Annotated in this window: 16 protein-coding genes and 1 riboswitch; of the genes, 1 reads left to right on the plus strand and 15 read right to left on the minus strand. The window is 40.3% G+C overall.

Annotation, left to right across the window (positions count from 1 at the left end; genetic code table 11):
• Positions 1-285: 285 nt before the first annotated feature.
• The 5 genes from gerE to JOC76_RS12125 form a co-directional block, all read right to left on the minus strand.
• Positions 286-510: a spore germination transcription factor GerE gene (gene gerE / locus JOC76_RS12105; RefSeq protein WP_007087335.1), complete on the minus strand. Its 225-nt coding sequence runs from the start codon at positions 508-510 to the stop codon at positions 286-288.
• Between the two features lie 173 nt (positions 511-683).
• A complete protein-coding gene (gene srtD, locus JOC76_RS12110; RefSeq protein WP_239557703.1) occupies positions 684-1,295 on the minus strand; it encodes a class D sortase, LPxTATN-specific in 612 nt (203 codons plus the stop codon).
• A gap of 114 nt (positions 1,296-1,409) precedes the next feature.
• Positions 1,410-2,174 carry a succinate dehydrogenase iron-sulfur subunit gene (sdhB, locus tag JOC76_RS12115; protein WP_205177902.1) on the minus strand — a complete coding sequence of 255 codons (765 nt, stop codon included), beginning with the start codon at positions 2,172-2,174 and terminating at the stop codon, positions 1,410-1,412.
• Positions 2,175-2,195: 21 nt separating this feature from the next.
• Positions 2,196-3,947, minus strand: coding sequence for a succinate dehydrogenase flavoprotein subunit (gene sdhA, locus JOC76_RS12120; RefSeq protein WP_205177904.1), 1,752 nt, complete (start codon positions 3,945-3,947; stop codon positions 2,196-2,198).
• A 53-nt stretch (positions 3,948-4,000) separates the two neighbouring features.
• Positions 4,001-4,612 carry a succinate dehydrogenase cytochrome b558 subunit gene (locus tag JOC76_RS12125; RefSeq protein ID WP_205177906.1) on the minus strand — a complete coding sequence of 204 codons (612 nt, stop codon included), beginning with the start codon at positions 4,610-4,612 and terminating at the stop codon, positions 4,001-4,003.
• Between the two features lie 433 nt (positions 4,613-5,045).
• Here JOC76_RS12125 and JOC76_RS12130 point away from each other — a divergent pair, with 433 nt between their 5' ends.
• Entirely contained in the window at positions 5,046-5,501 is a 456-nt protein-coding gene (locus JOC76_RS12130) for a YslB family protein (protein WP_205177908.1), read from the plus strand.
• Positions 5,502-5,823: 322 nt separating this feature from the next.
• Here JOC76_RS12130 and JOC76_RS12135 read toward each other — a convergent pair whose 3' ends face one another.
• From JOC76_RS12135 to polX, 10 genes are all read right to left on the minus strand, one after another.
• A complete protein-coding gene (locus tag JOC76_RS12135) occupies positions 5,824-7,041 on the minus strand; it encodes an aspartate kinase (protein ID WP_205177909.1) in 1,218 nt (405 codons plus the stop codon).
• Positions 7,042-7,156: 115 nt separating this feature from the next.
• A riboswitch (Lysine riboswitch) is annotated at positions 7,157-7,336 on the minus strand.
• 66 nt (positions 7,337-7,402) lie between these two features.
• On the minus strand, positions 7,403-9,175 hold the full coding sequence (uvrC, locus tag JOC76_RS12140; RefSeq protein ID WP_205177910.1) for an excinuclease ABC subunit UvrC: 1,773 nt from the start codon (positions 9,173-9,175) through the stop codon (positions 7,403-7,405).
• 364 nt (positions 9,176-9,539) lie between these two features.
• On the minus strand, positions 9,540-9,854 hold the full coding sequence (trxA, locus tag JOC76_RS12145) for a thioredoxin (protein WP_205177911.1): 315 nt from the start codon (positions 9,852-9,854) through the stop codon (positions 9,540-9,542).
• A 443-nt stretch (positions 9,855-10,297) separates the two neighbouring features.
• Positions 10,298-11,275 carry an electron transfer flavoprotein subunit alpha/FixB family protein gene (locus tag JOC76_RS12150; protein WP_205177912.1) on the minus strand — a complete coding sequence of 326 codons (978 nt, stop codon included), beginning with the start codon at positions 11,273-11,275 and terminating at the stop codon, positions 10,298-10,300.
• Positions 11,276-11,314: 39 nt separating this feature from the next.
• Positions 11,315-12,088, minus strand: coding sequence for an electron transfer flavoprotein subunit beta/FixA family protein (locus JOC76_RS12155; protein ID WP_205177913.1), 774 nt, complete (start codon positions 12,086-12,088; stop codon positions 11,315-11,317).
• A 110-nt stretch (positions 12,089-12,198) separates the two neighbouring features.
• Entirely contained in the window at positions 12,199-12,972 is a 774-nt protein-coding gene (locus JOC76_RS12160) for an enoyl-CoA hydratase (protein WP_205177914.1), read from the minus strand.
• 22 nt (positions 12,973-12,994) lie between these two features.
• Positions 12,995-13,579 carry a fatty acid metabolism transcriptional regulator FadR gene (gene fadR, locus JOC76_RS12165; protein ID WP_205177916.1) on the minus strand — a complete coding sequence of 195 codons (585 nt, stop codon included), beginning with the start codon at positions 13,577-13,579 and terminating at the stop codon, positions 12,995-12,997.
• Between the two features lie 231 nt (positions 13,580-13,810).
• Complete coding sequence (locus tag JOC76_RS12170) at positions 13,811-15,517, minus strand: AMP-binding protein (protein ID WP_205178212.1); 1,707 nt, start codon at positions 15,515-15,517, stop codon at positions 13,811-13,813.
• A 283-nt stretch (positions 15,518-15,800) separates the two neighbouring features.
• Positions 15,801-18,158, minus strand: a complete 2,358-nt coding sequence (locus JOC76_RS12175; RefSeq protein WP_205177918.1) for an endonuclease MutS2 — start codon at positions 18,156-18,158, stop codon at positions 15,801-15,803.
• A 142-nt stretch (positions 18,159-18,300) separates the two neighbouring features.
• Positions 18,301-20,016, minus strand: a complete 1,716-nt coding sequence (gene polX / locus JOC76_RS12180) for a DNA polymerase/3'-5' exonuclease PolX (protein ID WP_205177919.1) — start codon at positions 20,014-20,016, stop codon at positions 18,301-18,303.
• Between the last annotated feature and the right edge of the window lie 79 nt (positions 20,017-20,095).

Here is a 20,095-nt window from a genome sequence, read left to right on the forward strand (position 1 = left end):
TTTTAATCTCTTCGACAGGACTGTTCATCTTTCTCCTTCAGTTCCTTTCTCCTCTGATCATCCGTCTATCAACACGTTATCTTCATTTTAAGTTTTGCTGATAAATCTTTCAATATATTTCTACTATTTGCCAATATCTTATGTAAATATATATACCAACCTTTACACGAAAAAGGTTTCCGATTCATTTTGTCATGCCATAAGTAAAAATAAACAATCTATTTTATTTTTCCAATAAAACTTTTTAGCAAAAATGAACCGGCTCCAAAATGGAACCGGTCATTCTTATAGTTCAAGCTCTCCCATTCGAAGGAGCTCTACAACAGCTTGTGAACGCCCCTTGACACCAAGCTTTTGCATGGCATTTGAAATGTGATTCCTTACTGTTTTCTCGCTTATAAATAATTCACCAGCGATTTCTTTTGTTGTTTTGTCTTGTACTAGTAATTCGAATACTTCTCTTTCGCGTTTGGTGAGTAATGGCTTGTGATTATAATCATTCTCCTTCAAGTACTGTAACCCTCCTTGCCGTCGCCAGTAATGTATCGTGGGATGGGTATATATTTAGTCACCATATCTTATGTAACCGATACAAATGGAGTGACTATATTTACATCAAGGAGTTCTTTTTTTATGAAAAAGTTAATAAATTATTCCATCTTTTTTAAAAAAACCTGTACTTTTTAGTTTTTAATGGGCTTCGCATAAATAATGTATCGTTTTGGAGCATTTCCAACATAATGAAATGGATAGCAAGTGGTCAGAATTAACTCTTCCTGTTTATGTTGCAAGGTAATGATGCTCAAGTCGTTCGCCTTCACAATTTTTGTTTTGGTGATTTCGTAGGTGAAATTCCCATTAGGCATTTCCATTATTAGTTGATCACCTATTTTTAACTCACCTAATTTGCGAAAAACGGTATCACGATGACCTGACAAAACAATTTGTCCCTTATCTCCAGGAAGATAAGAGCCTTTATAATGACCCACACCCTTTTTTAGATCATCAGGATTAGTTCCTTCCACAATGGCTAGTTCGGCTTTTATCTTTGATATTTTTAGAAGACCCACTGTGTCCCCTGTTTTTGGAGGTGCGCTCTGTTCGATTTTCTTATTAACAGCTGCAGGTAGTGACTGTTTTTTGCTAATCAGCTTCTTTGCCTTCTCTAAAGCATGATTAGTTTGTATCTTGGTTTGGGTAGACTGCCAGAGGCTAGTACCTAAAAGAAGCAGCCCAATTAAAATGATAAACAAGGGAAGTTTTTTTTTCACCGTTAAATACCTTTCTTTTTTCATAGTTCATTTCTATAAGTATAACAAAAATTTTCACGTAAGGACCAAAGAAACTTCCTGTAAAAAAAAAAGAACCTTCTTTGCTAATTAGAAAAGAAGGTTCTTAAATGTAAACTGTTAGATATTATTGTCGCTTCCAAAGAAGTTTCTAAATGCTTGCATCGTTGCAGCACGGTTAACAGCGGCAATCGAAGTCGTAATTGGAATCCCTTTTGGACATGCTTGAACGCAGTTTTGGGAGTTACCGCAGCCCTGCATACCGCCATCCTCCATAAAAGCATTTAAACGCTCTGCCGCATTCATTTCGCCAGTTGGATGAGCGTTAAATAGGCGAACCTGATTAAATACAGCCGGACCCATGAAGTTTGTTTTACTGTTCACATTTGGACAAGCCTCTAAACAAACACCGCAGGTCATACACTTGGAAAGTTCATATGCCCACTGACGTTTTCTTTCCGGCATCCGTGGTCCTGGTCCTAAATCGTAGGTTCCATCAATCGGAATCCATGCTTTAACTTTTTTCAATGAATCAAACATTCTGCTACGGTCAACGGAAAGGTCACGAACAACAGGGAATGTTTTCATCGGTGCTAAGCGAATCGGCTGCTCTAATTGATCAACCAATGCCGAGCAAGATTGACGAGGCTTCCCGTTAATAACCATTGAACATGCACCACAAACCTCTTCAAGACAGTTCATTTCCCAAGTCACGGGGGTGGTCGCTTTCCCTTGTACGTTTACTGGATTTTTACGAATTTCCATTAAGGCCGAAATAACGTTCATATTCGGACGATATGGAATTTCGAATGTCTCCTCATAAGGAGCAGCATCTGGGCTATCTTGACGAGTAATAATAAAAGTTACCTTTTTATTTTCAGACATGTTTCTCTACTCCCCTTTCGATTAATGTTTTGTTGTGTAATCGCGCTTTCTTGGTTTAATTAACGAAACGTCGATCTCTTCGTAATGGAAAGCAGGAGCAGTTTTAGAATCAACAAATTTCGCCATCGTTGTTTTCATGAATTCCTCATCATTACGTTCAGGGAAATCAGGTTTATAATGTGCACCACGGCTCTCATTTCGGTTATATGCACCAATCGTAATCACCCGTGCCAATTGCAGCATGTTTTGTAATTGTCTTGTGAACGCAGCTCCTTGGTTGCTCCATTTCGATGTATCATTGATATTAATGTTTTGATAACGCTCCAATAGTTCTTGAATCTTTTCATCTGTCTTTAACAGATTGTCATTATAACGGACAACGGTTACGTTATCTGTCATCCATTCGCCAAGCTCTTTATGAAGAACATAGGCATTTTCCTTACCATCTAAAGACATGATATTATTCCATTTTTCTTCCTGTTCTTTCACATGACGATCAAATACAGTAGAAGAAATGGTCTCTGAACTTTTTTCAAGTCCTTCAATATATTTCACAACATTTGGTCCTGCTACCATGCCGCCGTAAACCGCTGATAACAAGGAGTTTGCACCAAGACGGTTTGCACCGTGCTGTGAATAGTCACACTCACCGGCAGCAAATAAACCTTTGATGCTTGTCATTTGATCATAATCAACCCAAAGTCCGCCCATTGAATAGTGAACAGCAGGGAAAATTTTCATTGGTACTTTTCGTGGATTATCACCCATGAATTTTTCATAGATTTCAATAATTCCGCCTAGTTTTACATCTAATTCATGTGGATCCTTGTGTGATAAATCAAGGAATACCATGTTTTCACCGTTAATACCAAGCTTTTGACGAACACACACATCAAAAATTTCACGAGTTGCAATATCACGAGGTACGAGGTTTCCATAGGCAGGATATTTTTCCTCCAAGAAGTACCATGGTTTTCCGTCCTTGTATGTCCAGATACGGCCGCCTTCACCACGAGCAGATTCACTCATTAGGCGAAGCTTATCATCACCAGGGATAGCAGTTGGATGGATTTGAATCATTTCACCATTTGCATAATAAGCACCTTGCTGATAAACAATCGATGCAGCAGATCCTGTATTAATAACGGAGTTCGTTGACTTCCCAAAAATAATCCCAGGACCACCTGTTGCCATGATAACAGCATCAGCGGCAAAAGATTTGATTTCCATTGTTTTTAAGTTTTGGCATACCACTCCACGGCACACTTCTTCATCATCCAATACCGCTCCAAGGAATTCCCAGCCTTCATATTTGGTGACCAAACCGTCCACTTCATGACGGCGAACCTGCTCATCGAGCGCATAGAGAAGCTGCTGACCGGTTGTGGCACCGGCAAATGCTGTACGGTGATGCTGCGTACCACCAAATCGACGGAAGTCTAGTAGACCTTCAGGGGTACGGTTAAACATAACTCCCATACGGTCAAAAAGATTAATAATTCCAGGTGCAGCGTCACACATCGCCTTAACCGGAGGCTGGTTCGCTAAGAAATCTCCACCATAAATGGTATCGTCAAAGTGAATCCATGGGGAGTCCCCTTCACCCTTTGTATTTACCGCTCCATTAATACCGCCTTGGGCACAAACAGAGTGAGAACGTTTAACCGGTACTAGTGAAAAAAGTTCAACCGGTGTTCCTGATTCTGCCACTTTGATTGTAGCCATTAAGCCTGCAAGGCCGCCGCCGACTACGATCACTTTACCTTTACTCATTCGTGACTCACTCCTCTAATCCAACTTTCGAATATTTTTCCGACGCTAATCTATTAAGATACAAAAGCAATTAATGTTTGAATTCCAACAAATGAGAGGACAACAAACACACCGATTGTCACATAAGTAGTAATAAGTTGTGAACGCGGTGATACAACAATCCCCCAGCTGACTAGGAATGACCATAAGCCATTCGCAAAGTGGAAAATGGCTGAAAGAATCCCAACTAAATAGAAACCAAACATAAATGGAGATGATAAAATATCATGCATCATATCATAATTTATTTCAGTTCCCATTGCTGCAGCTATACGTGTTTCCCAAACATGCCACGCAAGGAAAATCAGCGTAATCACGCCTGTTATACGCTGCAATACGTACATCCAGTTTCTAAAAGTACCAAATCTATTAATATTGCTAGAAGATGTAAAAGCAATATAAAGTCCATAAATTGCATGATATAACAATGGTAAATAGATAAGTACTGTTTCTAGGACAATCTTGAAAGGCAGATTTTCCATGAAACCTGCAGCCTTATTAAAAGATTCAGGTCCTCCTGTAACATAATGGTTGACGACAAGATGCTGCGTCACAAATAGTCCAATCGGAATTACTCCAAGTAATGAGTGCAATCTTCGATTAACAAACTCTCGATTACCCGCCATTTTTTTTACCCCCCTTTTAGTTTTCAAAAAATGTTTTTTGCTGTTTCCTTTTATATCCCTTTATAAAATCTGTAATTATCACCACTGTGACAATTATGTGACATGTTCATTTTACTCCCAAGATTTGAGAGCGTCAAGAAACCGGATACAGAATCTTTAGCAAAAATATAAAATTTTTTAAATATATTGATATTATAATAATTTATATAACAATTTATATAACAGTTGCATTTTTTCTGTTTTGTTATGTAATAATCCAATATTTCTCAAACATTTTCCAACATCTAACTGTTAATAATTATTTTCTACAGGTCATAATAATTATGATGAAAAATAGATAAAATATTTTGCAATAATTTATTTATCAGGTAAAACATTAACGAAATCCGCCTTAAATTGTATATAATAGAATGATAGAAAGAGGGGAAGTATATTGAAAGAAAGTACTGTCATCGATGTAAATATAAACCCAGAGGAACCACGCACAATATCCCTTTTTGGGTATGAGTTAATTCGAGAAATCCTCCTGCCTGAAATTCTTGGTAAAGATACACCGGAGATCCTTTATTGGGCAGGAAAGCGCCTGGCCCGGAAGTACCCATTAGAAGATTTTGACCAAGTTATTGAATTTTTCCATAATGCTTCGTGGGGACAGCTCGACGTTAAAAAAGAAGTAAAAAACGAAATCGAGATTGAATTATTAAGTCCATTACTTGTTTCGCGGGTAAAATCAAAGGCAGAGCATTTCTTCCAGCTTGAAGCAGGCTTTCTTGCCCAACAAATGGAACTTCAAAAAGGAGTCGTCGCTGAAGCCTTCGAACATCCCATCAAAAAAGGAAACACAGTACTATTCACCGTCAAATGGGACAGCAAAGACTACTTAGATTAAGAAAAGCGGAAAAAAAGGGTGCCTGACACCCTTTTTTTCATTATCATATGAAAATATAAATTTCGACTTCGAGAATTATCCAGCTCCAGGCGCCATCGGCTCGAGGTCACAAGCATATCCAGTTGCGGCTCCTTGGGACTCAAGTCATAAGCCACCCCCTGAAGAAGGCAAAAAACGCCTTCTTACAGGGTGCGTCTTATGCCTCCGTCCCAATACAGTCGCCTCCACATTTAGATCAATCCGTCCAAAAGGTTAAAGAACAACCTTTCGGCCGGCTCGTCTTGTGCTTGTCGCCGAAGGCTAAGCGCCTTACGCTTTTCTTCTATTGTTGACCTAGTTCAAATGCTGTGTGCAGGGCTTCGACTGCTTTTAGCATATCCTCTTCTTTCACTACTGCTGAGACCTTGATTTCCGATGTGCTGACCATTTTGATTTGGATATCATTTTCGGCAAGCACCTTGAACATTTTCGCAGCGACGCCCGGATTCGAAATCATTCCTGACCCAACAATAGATACCTTGGCTAATTTATTTTCTGCATCCAGCTGTTCGTAGCCAAGTTCTACTTTATTTGCTTCTAGGACCTTCACCGTTTCCATCAAATCATTTGTATGAATCGAGAATGAAAGACTCTCACTTCCTTTTTCGGTAGTACTTTGAATAATGATATCAACGTTAAGATGATTTTGTGCTAAAGTGGTGAAGATCGTTGATAAACTTGTAAGCGAGTTAGTCAAGCCCAATACGGTCACCCTTGTAATTTCGTCCTCAAATGCCACTCCACGTACGACTAGATTTTGTTCCATTGTTGCTTCCTCCTCTATGACAGTTCCTTCTACTTTTTCCATACTTGATCGTACAACCAGCTGTACATGATAATTTTTCGCAAACTCTACTGCTCTTGGATGGAGCACACCTGCACCTAAATTGGCAAGTTCGAGCATTTCATCATATGAAACCGATAATAGTTTCCGTGCATCTTTCACATATCTTGGGTCTGTCGTAAACACTCCGGTTACGTCAGTAAATATATCACATTTATCAGCTTTTAACGCTGCGGCTAAAGCAACTGCGGTTGTATCTGAACCACCGCGTCCAAGCGTTGTAATTTGACCATCCTCTGTGACTCCTTGGAAGCCGGCAACAATAACAACTTTCCCGGCAGATAGCTGGGCTTGGATGGCTTCTGTATTGATTTGGGAAATTCGGGCATTTCCATGAACAGGTTCCGTAACAATCCCAGCCTGCCAACCTGTGAAGGAAACAGCTTCAAGCCCTTGTTGTTGTAAGGCCATCGAAAGTAAAGCAATCGTGACTTGCTCTCCTGTAGACAAGAGCATATCCATTTCACGCTTGCTCGGCTCCCTCGTAATATCATTAGCCAAGCGAACTAGTTGGTCTGTTGATTTTCCCATTGCAGAAACAACAACGACCACATTATTGCCCCGCTCTTTTTCTTCTCTTACATATGATGCTACATTTAATATTCTCTCAACACTTCCAACTGAAGTGCCGCCAAATTTTTGAACAACTAACCCCATCATTTTCCCTACTTTCCATTTGCTGTAACTAGTATACTAGTAAAATAAAAAAAGCAATGAGAAAGTTATCTCATTGCTTTTTGAACACGAAACATAAAAATTCCTGTACAAATAACGTTAAGATAGCTCTCCAAGACAAAAAGGTCTTGACAATTCTGGATTTCTTCAATACAGAACCAGCGAAAAAGGATATGAGCCCTTCTTCACTTCGGCGAATCTTCCCTTTCATGATTCTTCATCGAAGCTCACCCTTCTCAGAATCATTACTATTGAATCTCGCACCTCTACCTTCACTTTATTATGATAAAGTGACTGATTAAATTTTCATTATTATAGCATGAACATTTTTTTCTGACAACCGTTACGAACGAAGTTTCTCGATTAATTCTTCTGCTACATTGGTTGGTATACCAAGTGCAGTGAAATCCTCTAGCGTGGCTTCCTTCATTTTTTTTACAGAACCAAACTGTTTTAATAATAATTTTTTGCGTTTTTCACCAATCCCTGGTATATCGTCAAGTAAGGATTGGAAGGCACTTTTACCGCGAATCTGCCGGTGGAACGTGATCGCAAAACGGTGAACTTCATCTTGAATCCGTTGCAGCAAGTAAAACTCTTGGCTATTTCTGGCTAATGGGACAATTTCAAGCGGGTTTCCATACAGCAGCTGCGAAGTACGGTGCTTCTCATCCTTCACAAGACCTGCGAGAGGAATGTCTAACCCCAGTTCATTTTCTAACACATCCCGAACTGCTTCCACATGACCTTTTCCTCCATCAATAATAATTAAATCCGGAAGCGGCAGATTTTCTTTTAAGGCCCTCGAATACCTTCTTCTTGTTACTTCACGCATAGATTCATAATCATCTGGACCTTGTACCGACTTGATCTTGTATTTTCGATATTCCCGTTTATTTGCTTTTCCATCTGTAAAAACAACCATTGCAGATACAGGGTCTGTTCCTTGAATATTGGAGTTATCAAATGATTCAATACGATGCGGGGTATAAATCCCGAGGAGTTCCCCCAGATTCTCAACCGCTTTAATGGTTCTTTCTTCATCCTTCTCGATGAGTGAAAACTTTTCCATTAGGGCAATATTGGCATTTTTTATCGCCATTTTCACAAGATCCTTTTTGGCTCCTCTTTGCGGCTGCAGAACTTTTACTTCTAGCAGTTGTTCTGCCATTTGAAGATCCACTTCGTCTTGAATAAGGATTTCCTTTGGCTTAAAATGATTGGTTTTTGTATAAAATTGACCAAGGAATGTTAAGATTTCTTCTTCCGGCTCATTATAAATCGGGAACATTGAAACATCCCGCTCAATTAACTTACCTTGACGGACAAAAAAGACTTGGACACACATCCATCCTTTATCGACAGCATACCCAAACACATCACGATCCGTGAAATCTGTCATCGTAATTTTTTGCTTTTCCATGATGGTCTCGATATGAACGATTTTATCTCGGTATTCCTTCGCACGCTCAAAATCTAGTTCTTCGGCTGCCGCTGTCATTTTTTCTGTCAGCTCATTCTTAATTTCCTTATATCCGCCATTTAAAAAGCGAGTAATTTCATCGGTCATTTGCTTATATTGTTCACCAGTCACTTCATACACACATGGTGCCAGGCACTGCCCTAGATGGTAGTACAAGCAGACCCGATCTGGCAGGGTCGCACATTTCCGGAGCGGATAGATGCGATCGAGTAGCTTTTTGGTCTCGTTTGCCGCCCCGACATTTGGGTATGGCCCAAAATATTTCCCTTTATCTTTTTTTACTTTTCTCGTAATAATTAGTTTCGGATGCCGTTCCGCCGTAAGTTTAATAAACGGATACGTTTTGTCATCCTTTAGCATAATATTGTATTTAGGGTCGTACTTTTTGATCAGGTTTAATTCAAGCAGTAACGCTTCTATATTGGAAGAGGTAACAATGTATTCAAAGTCCTCAATTTCATTCACTAGTCTTAATGTTTTTCCATCATGTGAACCGTTGAAATAGGATCGAACACGGTTCTTTAATATTTTCGCTTTGCCCACATAAATGATCGTTCCCTGACGGTCCTTCATTAAGTAGCAGCCAGGCTGGTCAGGCAGCAGCGTTAATTTTTGCTTTATCGTTTCATTCATTCCGGCCACTCCTCCGTCAAAATTCTATATCTCTAAAATTTTAAATCAAACCGTTCATAAATGGAAGAGGAGGTTTTTGTAAAATAAGAAAAGCGGAAGCGCCCTGGTTAGCGGCGTATGGCCTCCTCGGAAAAGCTATCGCTTTTCCTCCGTGCGGTGCTTATGCTGCCGAAGCGTTCCTTGTGATGTGCTCCAACTGAGATAAAGGAAACACGACATGTTGACTTATCGTAGGGCGGAGCACGAAGGACACTAGCCGCTAGGCGCTGTAGCTGGACAATTCTCAAAGTCAGAATTTTTTTCTTATATAAAAATAGACCTTAGCCAAAGTGTCTTTAGCTAAGGTCTATTTTTTGCTATTAGATTATACGTGCTTTTCTAATACGCTTGCTAATGCATCTTTAGGTTGGAAGCCAACCACTTTATCAACCACTTCGCCGTCTTTGAATACCAACAATGTTGGAATACTCATAACGCCAAAGTTGGAAGCTGTTTGTGGGTTTTCATCCACATCAAGCTTAGTGATTTTTACTTTATCGCCCATTTCAGCGTCAAGTTCTTCAAGAACTGGAGCGATCATTTTACAAGGTCCGCACCATGGTGCCCAGAAATCAACAAGCACAAGGCCTGAACCTGTTTCAGTCGCGAAGCTTTGATCTGTTACGTGTGAAATAGCCATTTATATTGACCCTCCTTATAATTACTGAAATACTACGGAAAGTATAACATTTATTTGTCATATCACGCTAATAATATGTCTCAAATAATTTTCCCTGTTTTACTCTAAGTATTCTATTCTTTACCATATGAAAAAGCGGGCAGAAAACTCAGCCCGCTTTTAGTATTTACTTGATTGTCAGTCCGTAAACCATCATATCATCTTGAATGTTGATTTCCGCTCGAGGCGCTCAGCAAACCCGCGGGCGTGCCGGGGAGTCTCCTCAGCGCTTTTAGCGCCTGCGGGGTCTCCCCTGCCCCGTACTCCCGCAGGACATTGATTTTCTTCCTCGAGTCCACCCACGCACGAAGAAAATGCGATATCATTTTCGAGGAGTCGAGCGCCTTCCGCTCCAATCAACATGGTTATAAAAGCAACTATGACTACAACAACACAATCAATTCTTAAGAGTGAACTTTTAGTTTTCTGAATTCTTCTGTTAATAATGGAACGACTTCAAATAAATCTCCGACAATTCCATAGTCCGCCACTTTAAAGATATTGGCTTCGGGGTCTTTGTTAATGGCTACAATCACTTTGGAGTTGGACATTCCTGCTAAGTGTTGAATAGCCCCAGAAATTCCGCAGGCAATATAGAGGTCTGGTGTAACCACTTTTCCAGTCTGACCAATTTGCAAGGAATAGTCACAATAGTCCGCATCACAAGCACCACGAGAAGCGCCAACTGCTCCGCCTAACACTTGAGCTAATTCCTTCAATGGTGCAAATCCTTCCGCACTCTTCACACCTCGACCGCCAGACACAACCACCTTTGCTTCACTTAAATCCACACCTTCACTTGCTTTTCTGACCACTTCTTTGATAATGGCGCGAAGATCCTTAATATCAACAGAAAGTGATGATACATCCCCCGTCCTGCTTTCCTCCTTTTCTAATGGTGTAATATTATTTGGACGAACGGTTGCAAAAATCAGACCATCGGTCACAATTTTCTTTTCAAATGCTTTCCCCGAGTAGATGGGTCTTGTAAACACAATGTTACCGCCTGCTACTTCTATTGCAGTCGCATCCGAAATTAGGCCGGAAGAAAGTTTCCCAGCTATTCGCGGTGCTAGGTCTTTTCCTAATGCTGTATGACCTAGGACTAATCCTTCTGGTTTTTCTTGGTTAATGACTGCCAATAAAGCTTGCGCAAAACCGTCAGAGGTATATTGTTTCAATTTCCCATTCTCAACAGCCACCACGCGGTCCGCACCATATTGGATTAACTCTGTCCCTAAAGCGCTTACAGATTCACCGATTAATACCCCAACCACTTCTCCGCCCTCTGCTACTGTTTTAGCTGCAGCAATGGCTTCGAAAGACACATTACGTAATGATCCGTCGCGAACTTCTCCAAGTACCAATACTTTTCTTGACATGCTTTTCCCCTCCTGAAAAACTTTTTTTATGTGAATGGATTAGATTACTTTCGCTTCTGTATGAAGAAGATGAACCAGTTCTTTTACTTGGTCCTTTAAATCGCCAGCTAAAACTTTTCCAGCTTCTTTCTTAGGCGGCAAGTAGATTTCAATGGTCTTCGTTTTTGCCTCTACATCGTCTTCTTCTAGGTCAAGATCATCTAGCTCTAATTCATCAAGCGGCTTTTTCTTTGCCTTCATGATCCCTGGTAAGGATGGGTAACGCGGTTCGTTAAGTCCTTGCTGCGCTGTAACCAATAGTGGCAGGCTGGTTTCAATCACTTCTGAGTCTCCCTCTACATCACGAGTTACCGTTACGCTAGTACCGTTAATTTCTAACTTTGTAATCGTCGTCACGTATGGTATATTAAGCAGCTCTGCGACACGAGGACCAACTTGGCCTGAACCGCCATCGATAGCGACATTTCCACCTAAGATTAAATCAGCTTTCTTATCTTTTAAGTATTCAGCAATGATTTTGGCAGTGGTAAATTGATCGCCATTTTCTAGATCGTCTTCGATATTAATGAGAACTGCTTTATCCGCTCCCATGGCAAGAGCTGTTCGCAGCTGCTTCTCCGATTCTTCATTACCTACTGAAATAACGGTCACTTCTCCGCCATTTGCATCTCGAACTTGAATTGCTTCTTCAATCGCATATTCATCATAGGGATTGATGATGAATTCCGCACCATCCTCATTGATTTTGCCGCCTGCAATCGTAATCTTCTCTTCTGTATCAAAGGTTCTTTTCATTAATACATAAATGTTCATGGTTTCCCCTCCAAATAAATTCAAACATTAAGTCAGTTCGAAAGATTGAGAAAATTTTTAGCAAAAAAAATCTTATATGACTTTTTAGACAGTGTGCCTGCCAAAAAAGGTTATACCCCTTTAAAATTTGGCTCTCTTTTTTCAAGAAAAGCTTGGATTCCTTCTTTCGCATCCTTAGAAACAAATACTTCACCAAATAATTCTGATTCCCTTTTGGTTCCTTCGTAAAACTCTTCTGTTTTAGCATAATTGAGTAATTCAATGGTTGCACGGATGGAACCAGAACTTTTGTTTGCAATTTTTCCTGCTAACTTATAAGTTTCTTCTAATAATCGGATCTCAGGAAAGGCCCGATTGACTAAACCATATTGAACCGCTTCAAGTCCAGTAATGGGCTCTGAGGAAAACAGCATTTCCGCAGCACGGGCAACACCAATGTATCTAGGCAAACGCTGGGTCCCTGCAAAACCTGGAATCAATCCTAATTGAAGCTCCGGAAGACCCAGTTTAGCATTTTCACTTACATAACGGATATGACAAGCCATTGCTAATTCAAGTCCCCCGCCAAGTGCTGCCCCATGAATCGCAGCAATGATGGGTTTTGGAAATTTCTCCATTCGGTCAAATAAATCCTGGCCAAACTTTCCAAGGTTTGTAAATCCCTCTGATGAAGTCACAGTTGTAAATTCCTTTATATCGGCTCCCGCTGAAAAAAATCGCCCTTCACCATGAATGACGACTACCCCGATTTCTTGGTTAGACTCGATTTCATCCAAGACTGCTGAAAGCTCTCTTAACAGACCGGATGAAAGAGCATTTGCCGGTGGACGCTCGATTGTAATCGTAGCTATACGATCCTGATACGACCATTTCAAGTATTCCAATGCAACTCCCCCTTTACATTTCTTACCTTTTCCCGCAGCCATTAATCAATAGTTTATGGACTGGAGAAGCCAATGACATTAAATCATACTTTTCCTCGTTCATTACCCAAGATGTGACGGTTTCATCAATCGTCCCGAAAATCATTTGCCGGGCAAGACGAACATCGAGATCATTTGAAAACTCCCCTGTTTCTTTACCTTCTAAAATAATTTTATCAATCACCTTCAGATATCCTCTGAGAACTTCATTGATTCTCAAGCGTAGATCTTTATTTGATTGGCGTAACTCTAATTGTGTTACGATAGCCATATGGTGATCCTCTGATAGAAGCTGAAAATGGGTTTCAATCATCATTAATAACTTCTCTCCGGCAGTCACTTTTCCTGCTATTTTTTCTTCGATTTTTTCGACGAATTCGCCCATTTTTTCTTCAAAGAGAGAGATAAGGATGTCTTCTTTGTTTTTAAAATATAGATAAATGGTTCCATCCGCAACGCCAGCCTGTTTCGCAATCTTTGAAACTTGAGCTTGATGGTATCCATTTTCAGCAATCACAACAACTGCAGCATCTATAATTTGCATATATTTCGGTTTGTTCTTTTTCAATATATCCACCCACTTGAAGAAATTCGAAAAGCGGAAGTGCCTTGTCGCCCCTAGGCACTGTAGCTAGACAATTATCGTAATTAATACTGTAAAATTGAAAATATGAATGAATCATCATTCATATTTTTATAATAAAATTTAGATGGTCCCCTGTCAAGGAAAAACAATCTTTTTTATCCTAATATGAATGGTTATGGTTGACAAGCTTTCTTTCTCAAAAAAAAAATAAGTTTATGCTTGTTTCTTTCTCTCATTCTCGATTTTTTGTTTTTCTTCCTCCACAAGGGTTCTTCTTAATATTTTACCAATTGCGGTTTTCGGCAATTCCTTTCTAAATTCATAAAGTCTCGGTGCTTTATAGGCTGCTAAGTATTTTCGAACGAATAGGTTCATCTCTTCTGAAGTGACTGTAGAACCTTCTTTCAATACGAGATAAGCTTTAACCGTTTCCCCGCGATAAGGGTCTGGAACACCGGCTGCAACGGCTTCTACCACATCTGGATGTTCATATAACACTTCTTCAATCTCTCTAGGATAGATATTAAACCCTCCAGCAATAATCATATCCTTTTTGCGATCCACGACATAAAAATAGCCCTTTTCATCCATATAGCCAAGATCCCCGGTATAAAGCCATCCGTCCTTCAAAACTTCCTCGGTCTCCCTAGAACGGTTCCAATAGCCTTTCATTATTTGCGGTCCTTTAATGACAATCTCCCCAATTTCTAAGGCCGGCAAAGGTTCTCCCGTTTCAACAGATAAGATAACGGCTTCCGTGTCAGGATATGGAACACCAATACTGCCTTTTACCCTTGGAACATCCCATAAAAAGTTGGAATGGGTTACAGGTGATGCTTCGGAAAGTCCATAGCCTTCGACGAGCTTTCCACCAGTTACTTCTTCAAATTTTTGTTGTACTTCGACTGGAAGAGGTGCGGATCCGCTGATGCAGGAATCAATAGATGAGAGGTCATATTTTTTCAAATCAGGATGTTTTAATAAACCAATATAAATGGTTGGCGCACCAGGAAAAAGGGTGGGGCGCTGTTTATGGATCGTTTTCAAGGTTGTTAAGGCATCAAATTTTGGTAACAGAATCATCTTACAGGCCATCTTTATCGATAAGATCATAACGGTCGTCATTCCGTAGACATGGAAGAAGGGCAATATTCCCAAAATGCTTTCTTGGCCAGGTTGACATTTATATAACCAAGCCTCACTCATGCAAGTATTGGCAATTAAATTTTTATGGGTCAGCATAACGCCTTTCGGGAACCCCGTTGTCCCGCCGGTATATTGTAATAAGGCAATATCTTCATCAGACATAAACTCGTGCTGGATTAATGATTTGGAATTTGTTTTGACAATTTCAGTGAACAAATGGGAGCTTCCTTCATGTTTTACTTTTACGACAATCCCATATTGCTTTCTCTGGATGAAGGGGTAAACAAGATTTTTAGGAAATGGCAAGTAATCTTTGATAGCGGTTACAATGATATGTTGTAATTGAGTCTGCGGAATCACTTTTGTGACTCGCGGATAGAGAATGTCTAGTGTGATGATGGCAATGGCTCCCGCGTCTTGCATTTGATACTCAAGTTCGCGTTCGGTGTATAAGGGATTGGTCTGAACCACAATTCCGCCCGCCATTAATATGCCAAAATAACTAATCACCGCTTGAGGAGTGTTTGGCAGCATGATGGCAACCCGGTCACCTTTTTGAATACCTATCGTATTCTGTAAATAACTAGCTAGGCTTAATGTTTCATCATAAAGCTGTTTATAAGTCAGTTCCTTGCCCATAAAATGAATGGCGCTTTTCTCTGGAGATGTTCTTGCAGTATTGATTAAATATTCTTGAAGTGGTTCTGTGGAGTAATTTAGTGTGGCGGGAATTTCCTTCGGGTAAAGGTCCAACCATGGTTTTGACTCCAAAATGATAACCTCCCTTATAGAAATATATTAGAAAATTCTAAATTCTCTTCTATTATAGTACAGCGCTTAACAATAGACAATGAGGCTTAATAAAGTAAGCTGCGCTACTTTCTCGCAAGATAAAATTGAAAAAATCATCGCTAAATGACTTTAGCGATGATTTATCTTATGCAAAAAACACCATATAAATAATGCCTATCAGTAAAAATAAAGCGCACAATCCCATTAGTACCTTAGCTAATGTCTCCATCGCTTTTCTCCCCTTACAATTACGTATCTCCCCACATTATTTAAATTCGACGATGGTTACACCTGTACCACCTTCTCCGGCATCACCGAAGCGAATTTTTTTAACAGAACGATGGTTTCGCAGATATTCTTGAACCCCCTGCCTTAAGGCTCCCGTACCTTTCCCATGGATGATGGAAACACGCGGATAGCTTGATAGAAGTGCATCATCAATATATTTTTCTACTTTCAATAGTGCGTCTTCATACCTCTCCCCACGGAGATCTAATTCCATTTTTACAAGTGTGTCCCTTCCTTTGACAATCGCCATTGGTCTTGTTTCCACTTGTTTAGGTGTACTCAAGTACTCCATATCCTTTTCTTTAACCTTCATCTTTAAAATCCCAATCTGAACCTGCCATTCGTTATCTGACACACGATCGACCAAGATTCCCCTTTGATCAAAGGTCAAGACTTTAACCTCATCGCCTGGCATGAATTGATGCTTTTTATTTTTCAAATTCGACAGCTTCTCAGATTTCTTGATTTCTGGTGCTGCATGTTCAAGCCGCTTTTTGGCATCAATTAGCTCATGTTCTTTAACTTCTGCCTGTTTATCCGTTCGCATTTTGCGTAAATCGCGGATGACCTTCTCTGCCTCTTGCTTGGCTTCATCCACAATATCATGAGCCTTTTCAGCGGCCTGTTCAAGCATGGTATCTTTTTTATCATAAAACTCCATCATTTGTTTTTGTAAATCTTGATGAAGCTTTTCAGCCTGTTTTAAAAAGTCTCGCGCTTCCTGGTGTTCACGCTCAGCCTGGCGCTTACTTTCCTCAAGGGAAGCAATCATTTTATCAATTTGATTCGTATCTTCACTTACATGGGAGCGGGCGGCATCGATTACCCGTTCATTTAAACCAAGCCGTTTCGAAATTTCAAAGGCATTACTCCGTCCGGGTACTCCTAATAATAGTTTATACGTCGGGCTTAAGGTCTCTACATTAAACTCCACACTGGCATTTAATACGCCCTCACGATTATAGCCATACGCCTTTAATTCAGGATAATGGGTAGTCGCAATAACCCGTGCCCCGCGCTTGTGCACCTCGTCTAAAATGGAAATGGCTAGGGCAGCGCCTTCTTGTGGATCCGTTCCAGCTCCAAGTTCGTCAAATAAGACAAGGCTATTAAAATCAACTCGCTTTAGAATATCCACAATATTGACCATGTGCGAGGAAAACGTACTTAAACTTTGTTCAATCGACTGCTCATCACCAATATCAGCAAAAATGTCATCAAAAACGGCCAGCTCGGAACCATCCTGAGCCGGTACTTGCAGCCCTGCTTGAGCCATTAACGAGCATAAGCCTAGTGTTTTTAATGTAACGGTTTTACCCCCGGTATTCGGACCAGTGATTACAATGGTTGTGTACTCATTTCCAAGCATAATATCGTTCGCCACCACTTCCTCAATCGGAATTAACGGATGGCGGGCTTTAAATAAAGTAATTCTGCCTTCATGATTCATGATCGGCATGGTTGCCTTGATTTTTTTACTATATTTCGCTTTGGCAAAAATAAAATCAAGATTAGCTATAGTCTCGACGATTACCTTAAGTTCGCTTTCAAATTCTGCTGTTTTAGCAGATAGCTCAGTCAAGATTCGTTCAATTTCAAGCTGTTCCTTAACGCGAATATCTTGAAGCTGATTATTTAATTGAACAATAACCTGCGGCTCAATAAATAGGGTTTGACCGGATGAACTTTGGTCATGAATAATCCCGCCATAATGTGCACGATACTCCTGTTTAACCGGAATCACAAAACGATCATTCCGAATGGTCACAATCGCATCGGACAACATTTTGGCAGCGTTAGAGGAACGAATCATACTTTCCAAACGTTCACGAATTCGTGACTCACTAGACCTAAGCTGTTGTCTTAATGAGCGCAGCACGTCACTGGCGCTATCCAAAACCTCGCCGCTTTCATCAATGGCATGTTTAATTTCATGTTCTAAATTTGTAAGAGGAATAATCTGCGCTACTTGTTCTAATAAAATCGGAAGTTCGGTTCTTTCTTCCGCAAGCTCCTCAATAAATCGCTTCATTTGGCGGCTTGCATGAATTGTGCTGGCAATTTGAACCAGCTCATGCGTGCTTAAAACGCCCCCAATAACGGAACGTTTAATATGGGCACGAATATCATGGATACCGGATAACGGTACATTTCCTTTTATGCGGATAACAGTTGCCGCTTCATCTGTTTCTGCTTGAAGTCTGACCACCTCATCAAAATCCGTCGATGGAACTAAATGCTTTATTTTGTCTCTCCCAAGTGTGGATGAGGCATGTTCAATTAGCTGTTCTTTTACTTTTGTAAATTCTAAAACCTTTAAAGCTCTTTCGTGCACGGAGTTTCCCCCCTCTTTTTGAGTTGTCTAGCTACAGCGCATAGGGACTCGGGTCATAAGCTTTCAGTCAAGAAGGCTAAAAATCAGCCTTCCCGCCGACTCGTCAAGCCTCGTGCCCCTGGTCAAGGCGCTTCCGCTTTTCTTATCGATGATGTAAAAATTCAAGTAACTCATATTTATCTAAGGCATTTATAACGGTAGATTTCTTAATCCAGCCTTTTTTTGCAGCTGATACGCCAATTTCCATATGCTTTAATGTATCCAATTGATGGGCATCTGTATTAATAAGGATCTTCACGCCGTTCTCTTGGGCTTTCCGTAAATAGTCTGCCGCCAAATCCAGCCGGTTGGGGTTGGCATTTAATTCTAGTGCGGTATTGGTCTCTTTTGCCAATTCAATCAATAAATCAATGTCGACATCATACCCTTCACGTCGGCCAATTTTTCTTCCGGTTGGGTGGGCAATTAAATCCACATGAGCATTTTCAAGCGCAGTCTTTAACCGCTCCATAATTTTTTCCTTTGGCTGAGTAAACGCAGAATGAATGGAGGCAATCACAAAATCCATTTCTGCCAATAATTCATCATCAAAATCAAGCGTACCATCAGGTAAAATATCCATTTCAATGCCTGAAAGGATTAAAATATCATCGTATCGTTGATTTAATTTTTTTATTTCTTCTTTTTGCTTTAACAATCTCTCACGTGTCAGCCCGTTGGCCACCTTTAGATACTGAGAGTGATCGGTAATCGCTAAGTATTGGTAGCCTCTGGCCCGGCAGGCCTCCACCATTTGCTCGATGGTATGAGCCCCATCACTCCAGGTGGTGTGCATATGCAAATCACCTTTTATATCTGCTAGTTCAATCAATTCTTCCGACTCCGAGAATTGCTCTACTTCTCTTCCGTCCTCCCTAATTTCCGGCGGAATAAATGGCAAATCAAAATGTTTGAAAAATTCTTCTTCCGATGAAAAAGTAAGAATTTCACCTGTTTCGACATTTTCGACTCCGTATTCACTGATCTTTTCCCCGCGTTCTTTCGCTAACTGACGCATCCGAACATTATGGTCCTTTGATCCTGTAAAATGATGCAGAGTTGTAATAAATTCCTCAGGTTTTACGAGGCGGAAATCAACAGAAACGTCATAATCAAGAGCCAAAACAATTGAGACCTTTGTTTCTCCGGCACCGATAACTTCCTTAATGTGCGGCAGATTTAGCAGGTGATCGCGTACCCTTTCCGGATTGTTTGTAGCAATAATGAAATCGAGATCCTTAATCGTTTCTCGCATTCTTCTTAAACTCCCAGCTCTTGAAAACCGAGTAATTTCTGGTATTTCCGCCAGTCCTGACTCGATTTGTTCAGCAACTGGCAGCATATACGCAAGTGGCAGCCGCTCCGGTCTTGTTCCCACATTGGCGATGGCACTTAAGATTTTCTCTTCCGTTTTCTTGCCAAACCCGGCAAGCGCCTGAACCCGTCCAGCTTGACAAGCTTCTTTTAAACTGTCGACATCAACGACACCCAATTCCTTATAAAGCTTGGCTATTTTTTTACCACCAAGACCTTGAATCTGTAATAGAGGAATTAAGCCTGCAGGCACTTCTTCCTTTAGTTCTTGTAAAACAGTAGAGGTACCTTCTTTTATGTACTCATCTATTACCGCAGCGGTGCCTTTACCAATTCCGGAAATACTTGTAAAGTCTTCAATTTCTGTTACTGCACGTTCATATGTTTCAAGTGCGTTTGCTGCTTTGCGGAAAGCAGAAACTTTAAATGGATTTTCACCCTTCAATTCCATATAAATCGCAATGAATTCTAATAACCGAATAAGTTCTTTTTTATTAACTTCCATCAAAAACACCTGCTTTCTCAAATAGCATTTTCATTTTATCCTTATCTTTTGCATGCATAGAAAAACTCCTCTGCTACAG

This window comes from Neobacillus cucumis (assembly GCF_016908975.1).
GTDB classification, from domain to species: Bacteria; Bacillota; Bacilli; order Bacillales; family Cytobacillaceae; genus Neobacillus; species Neobacillus cucumis.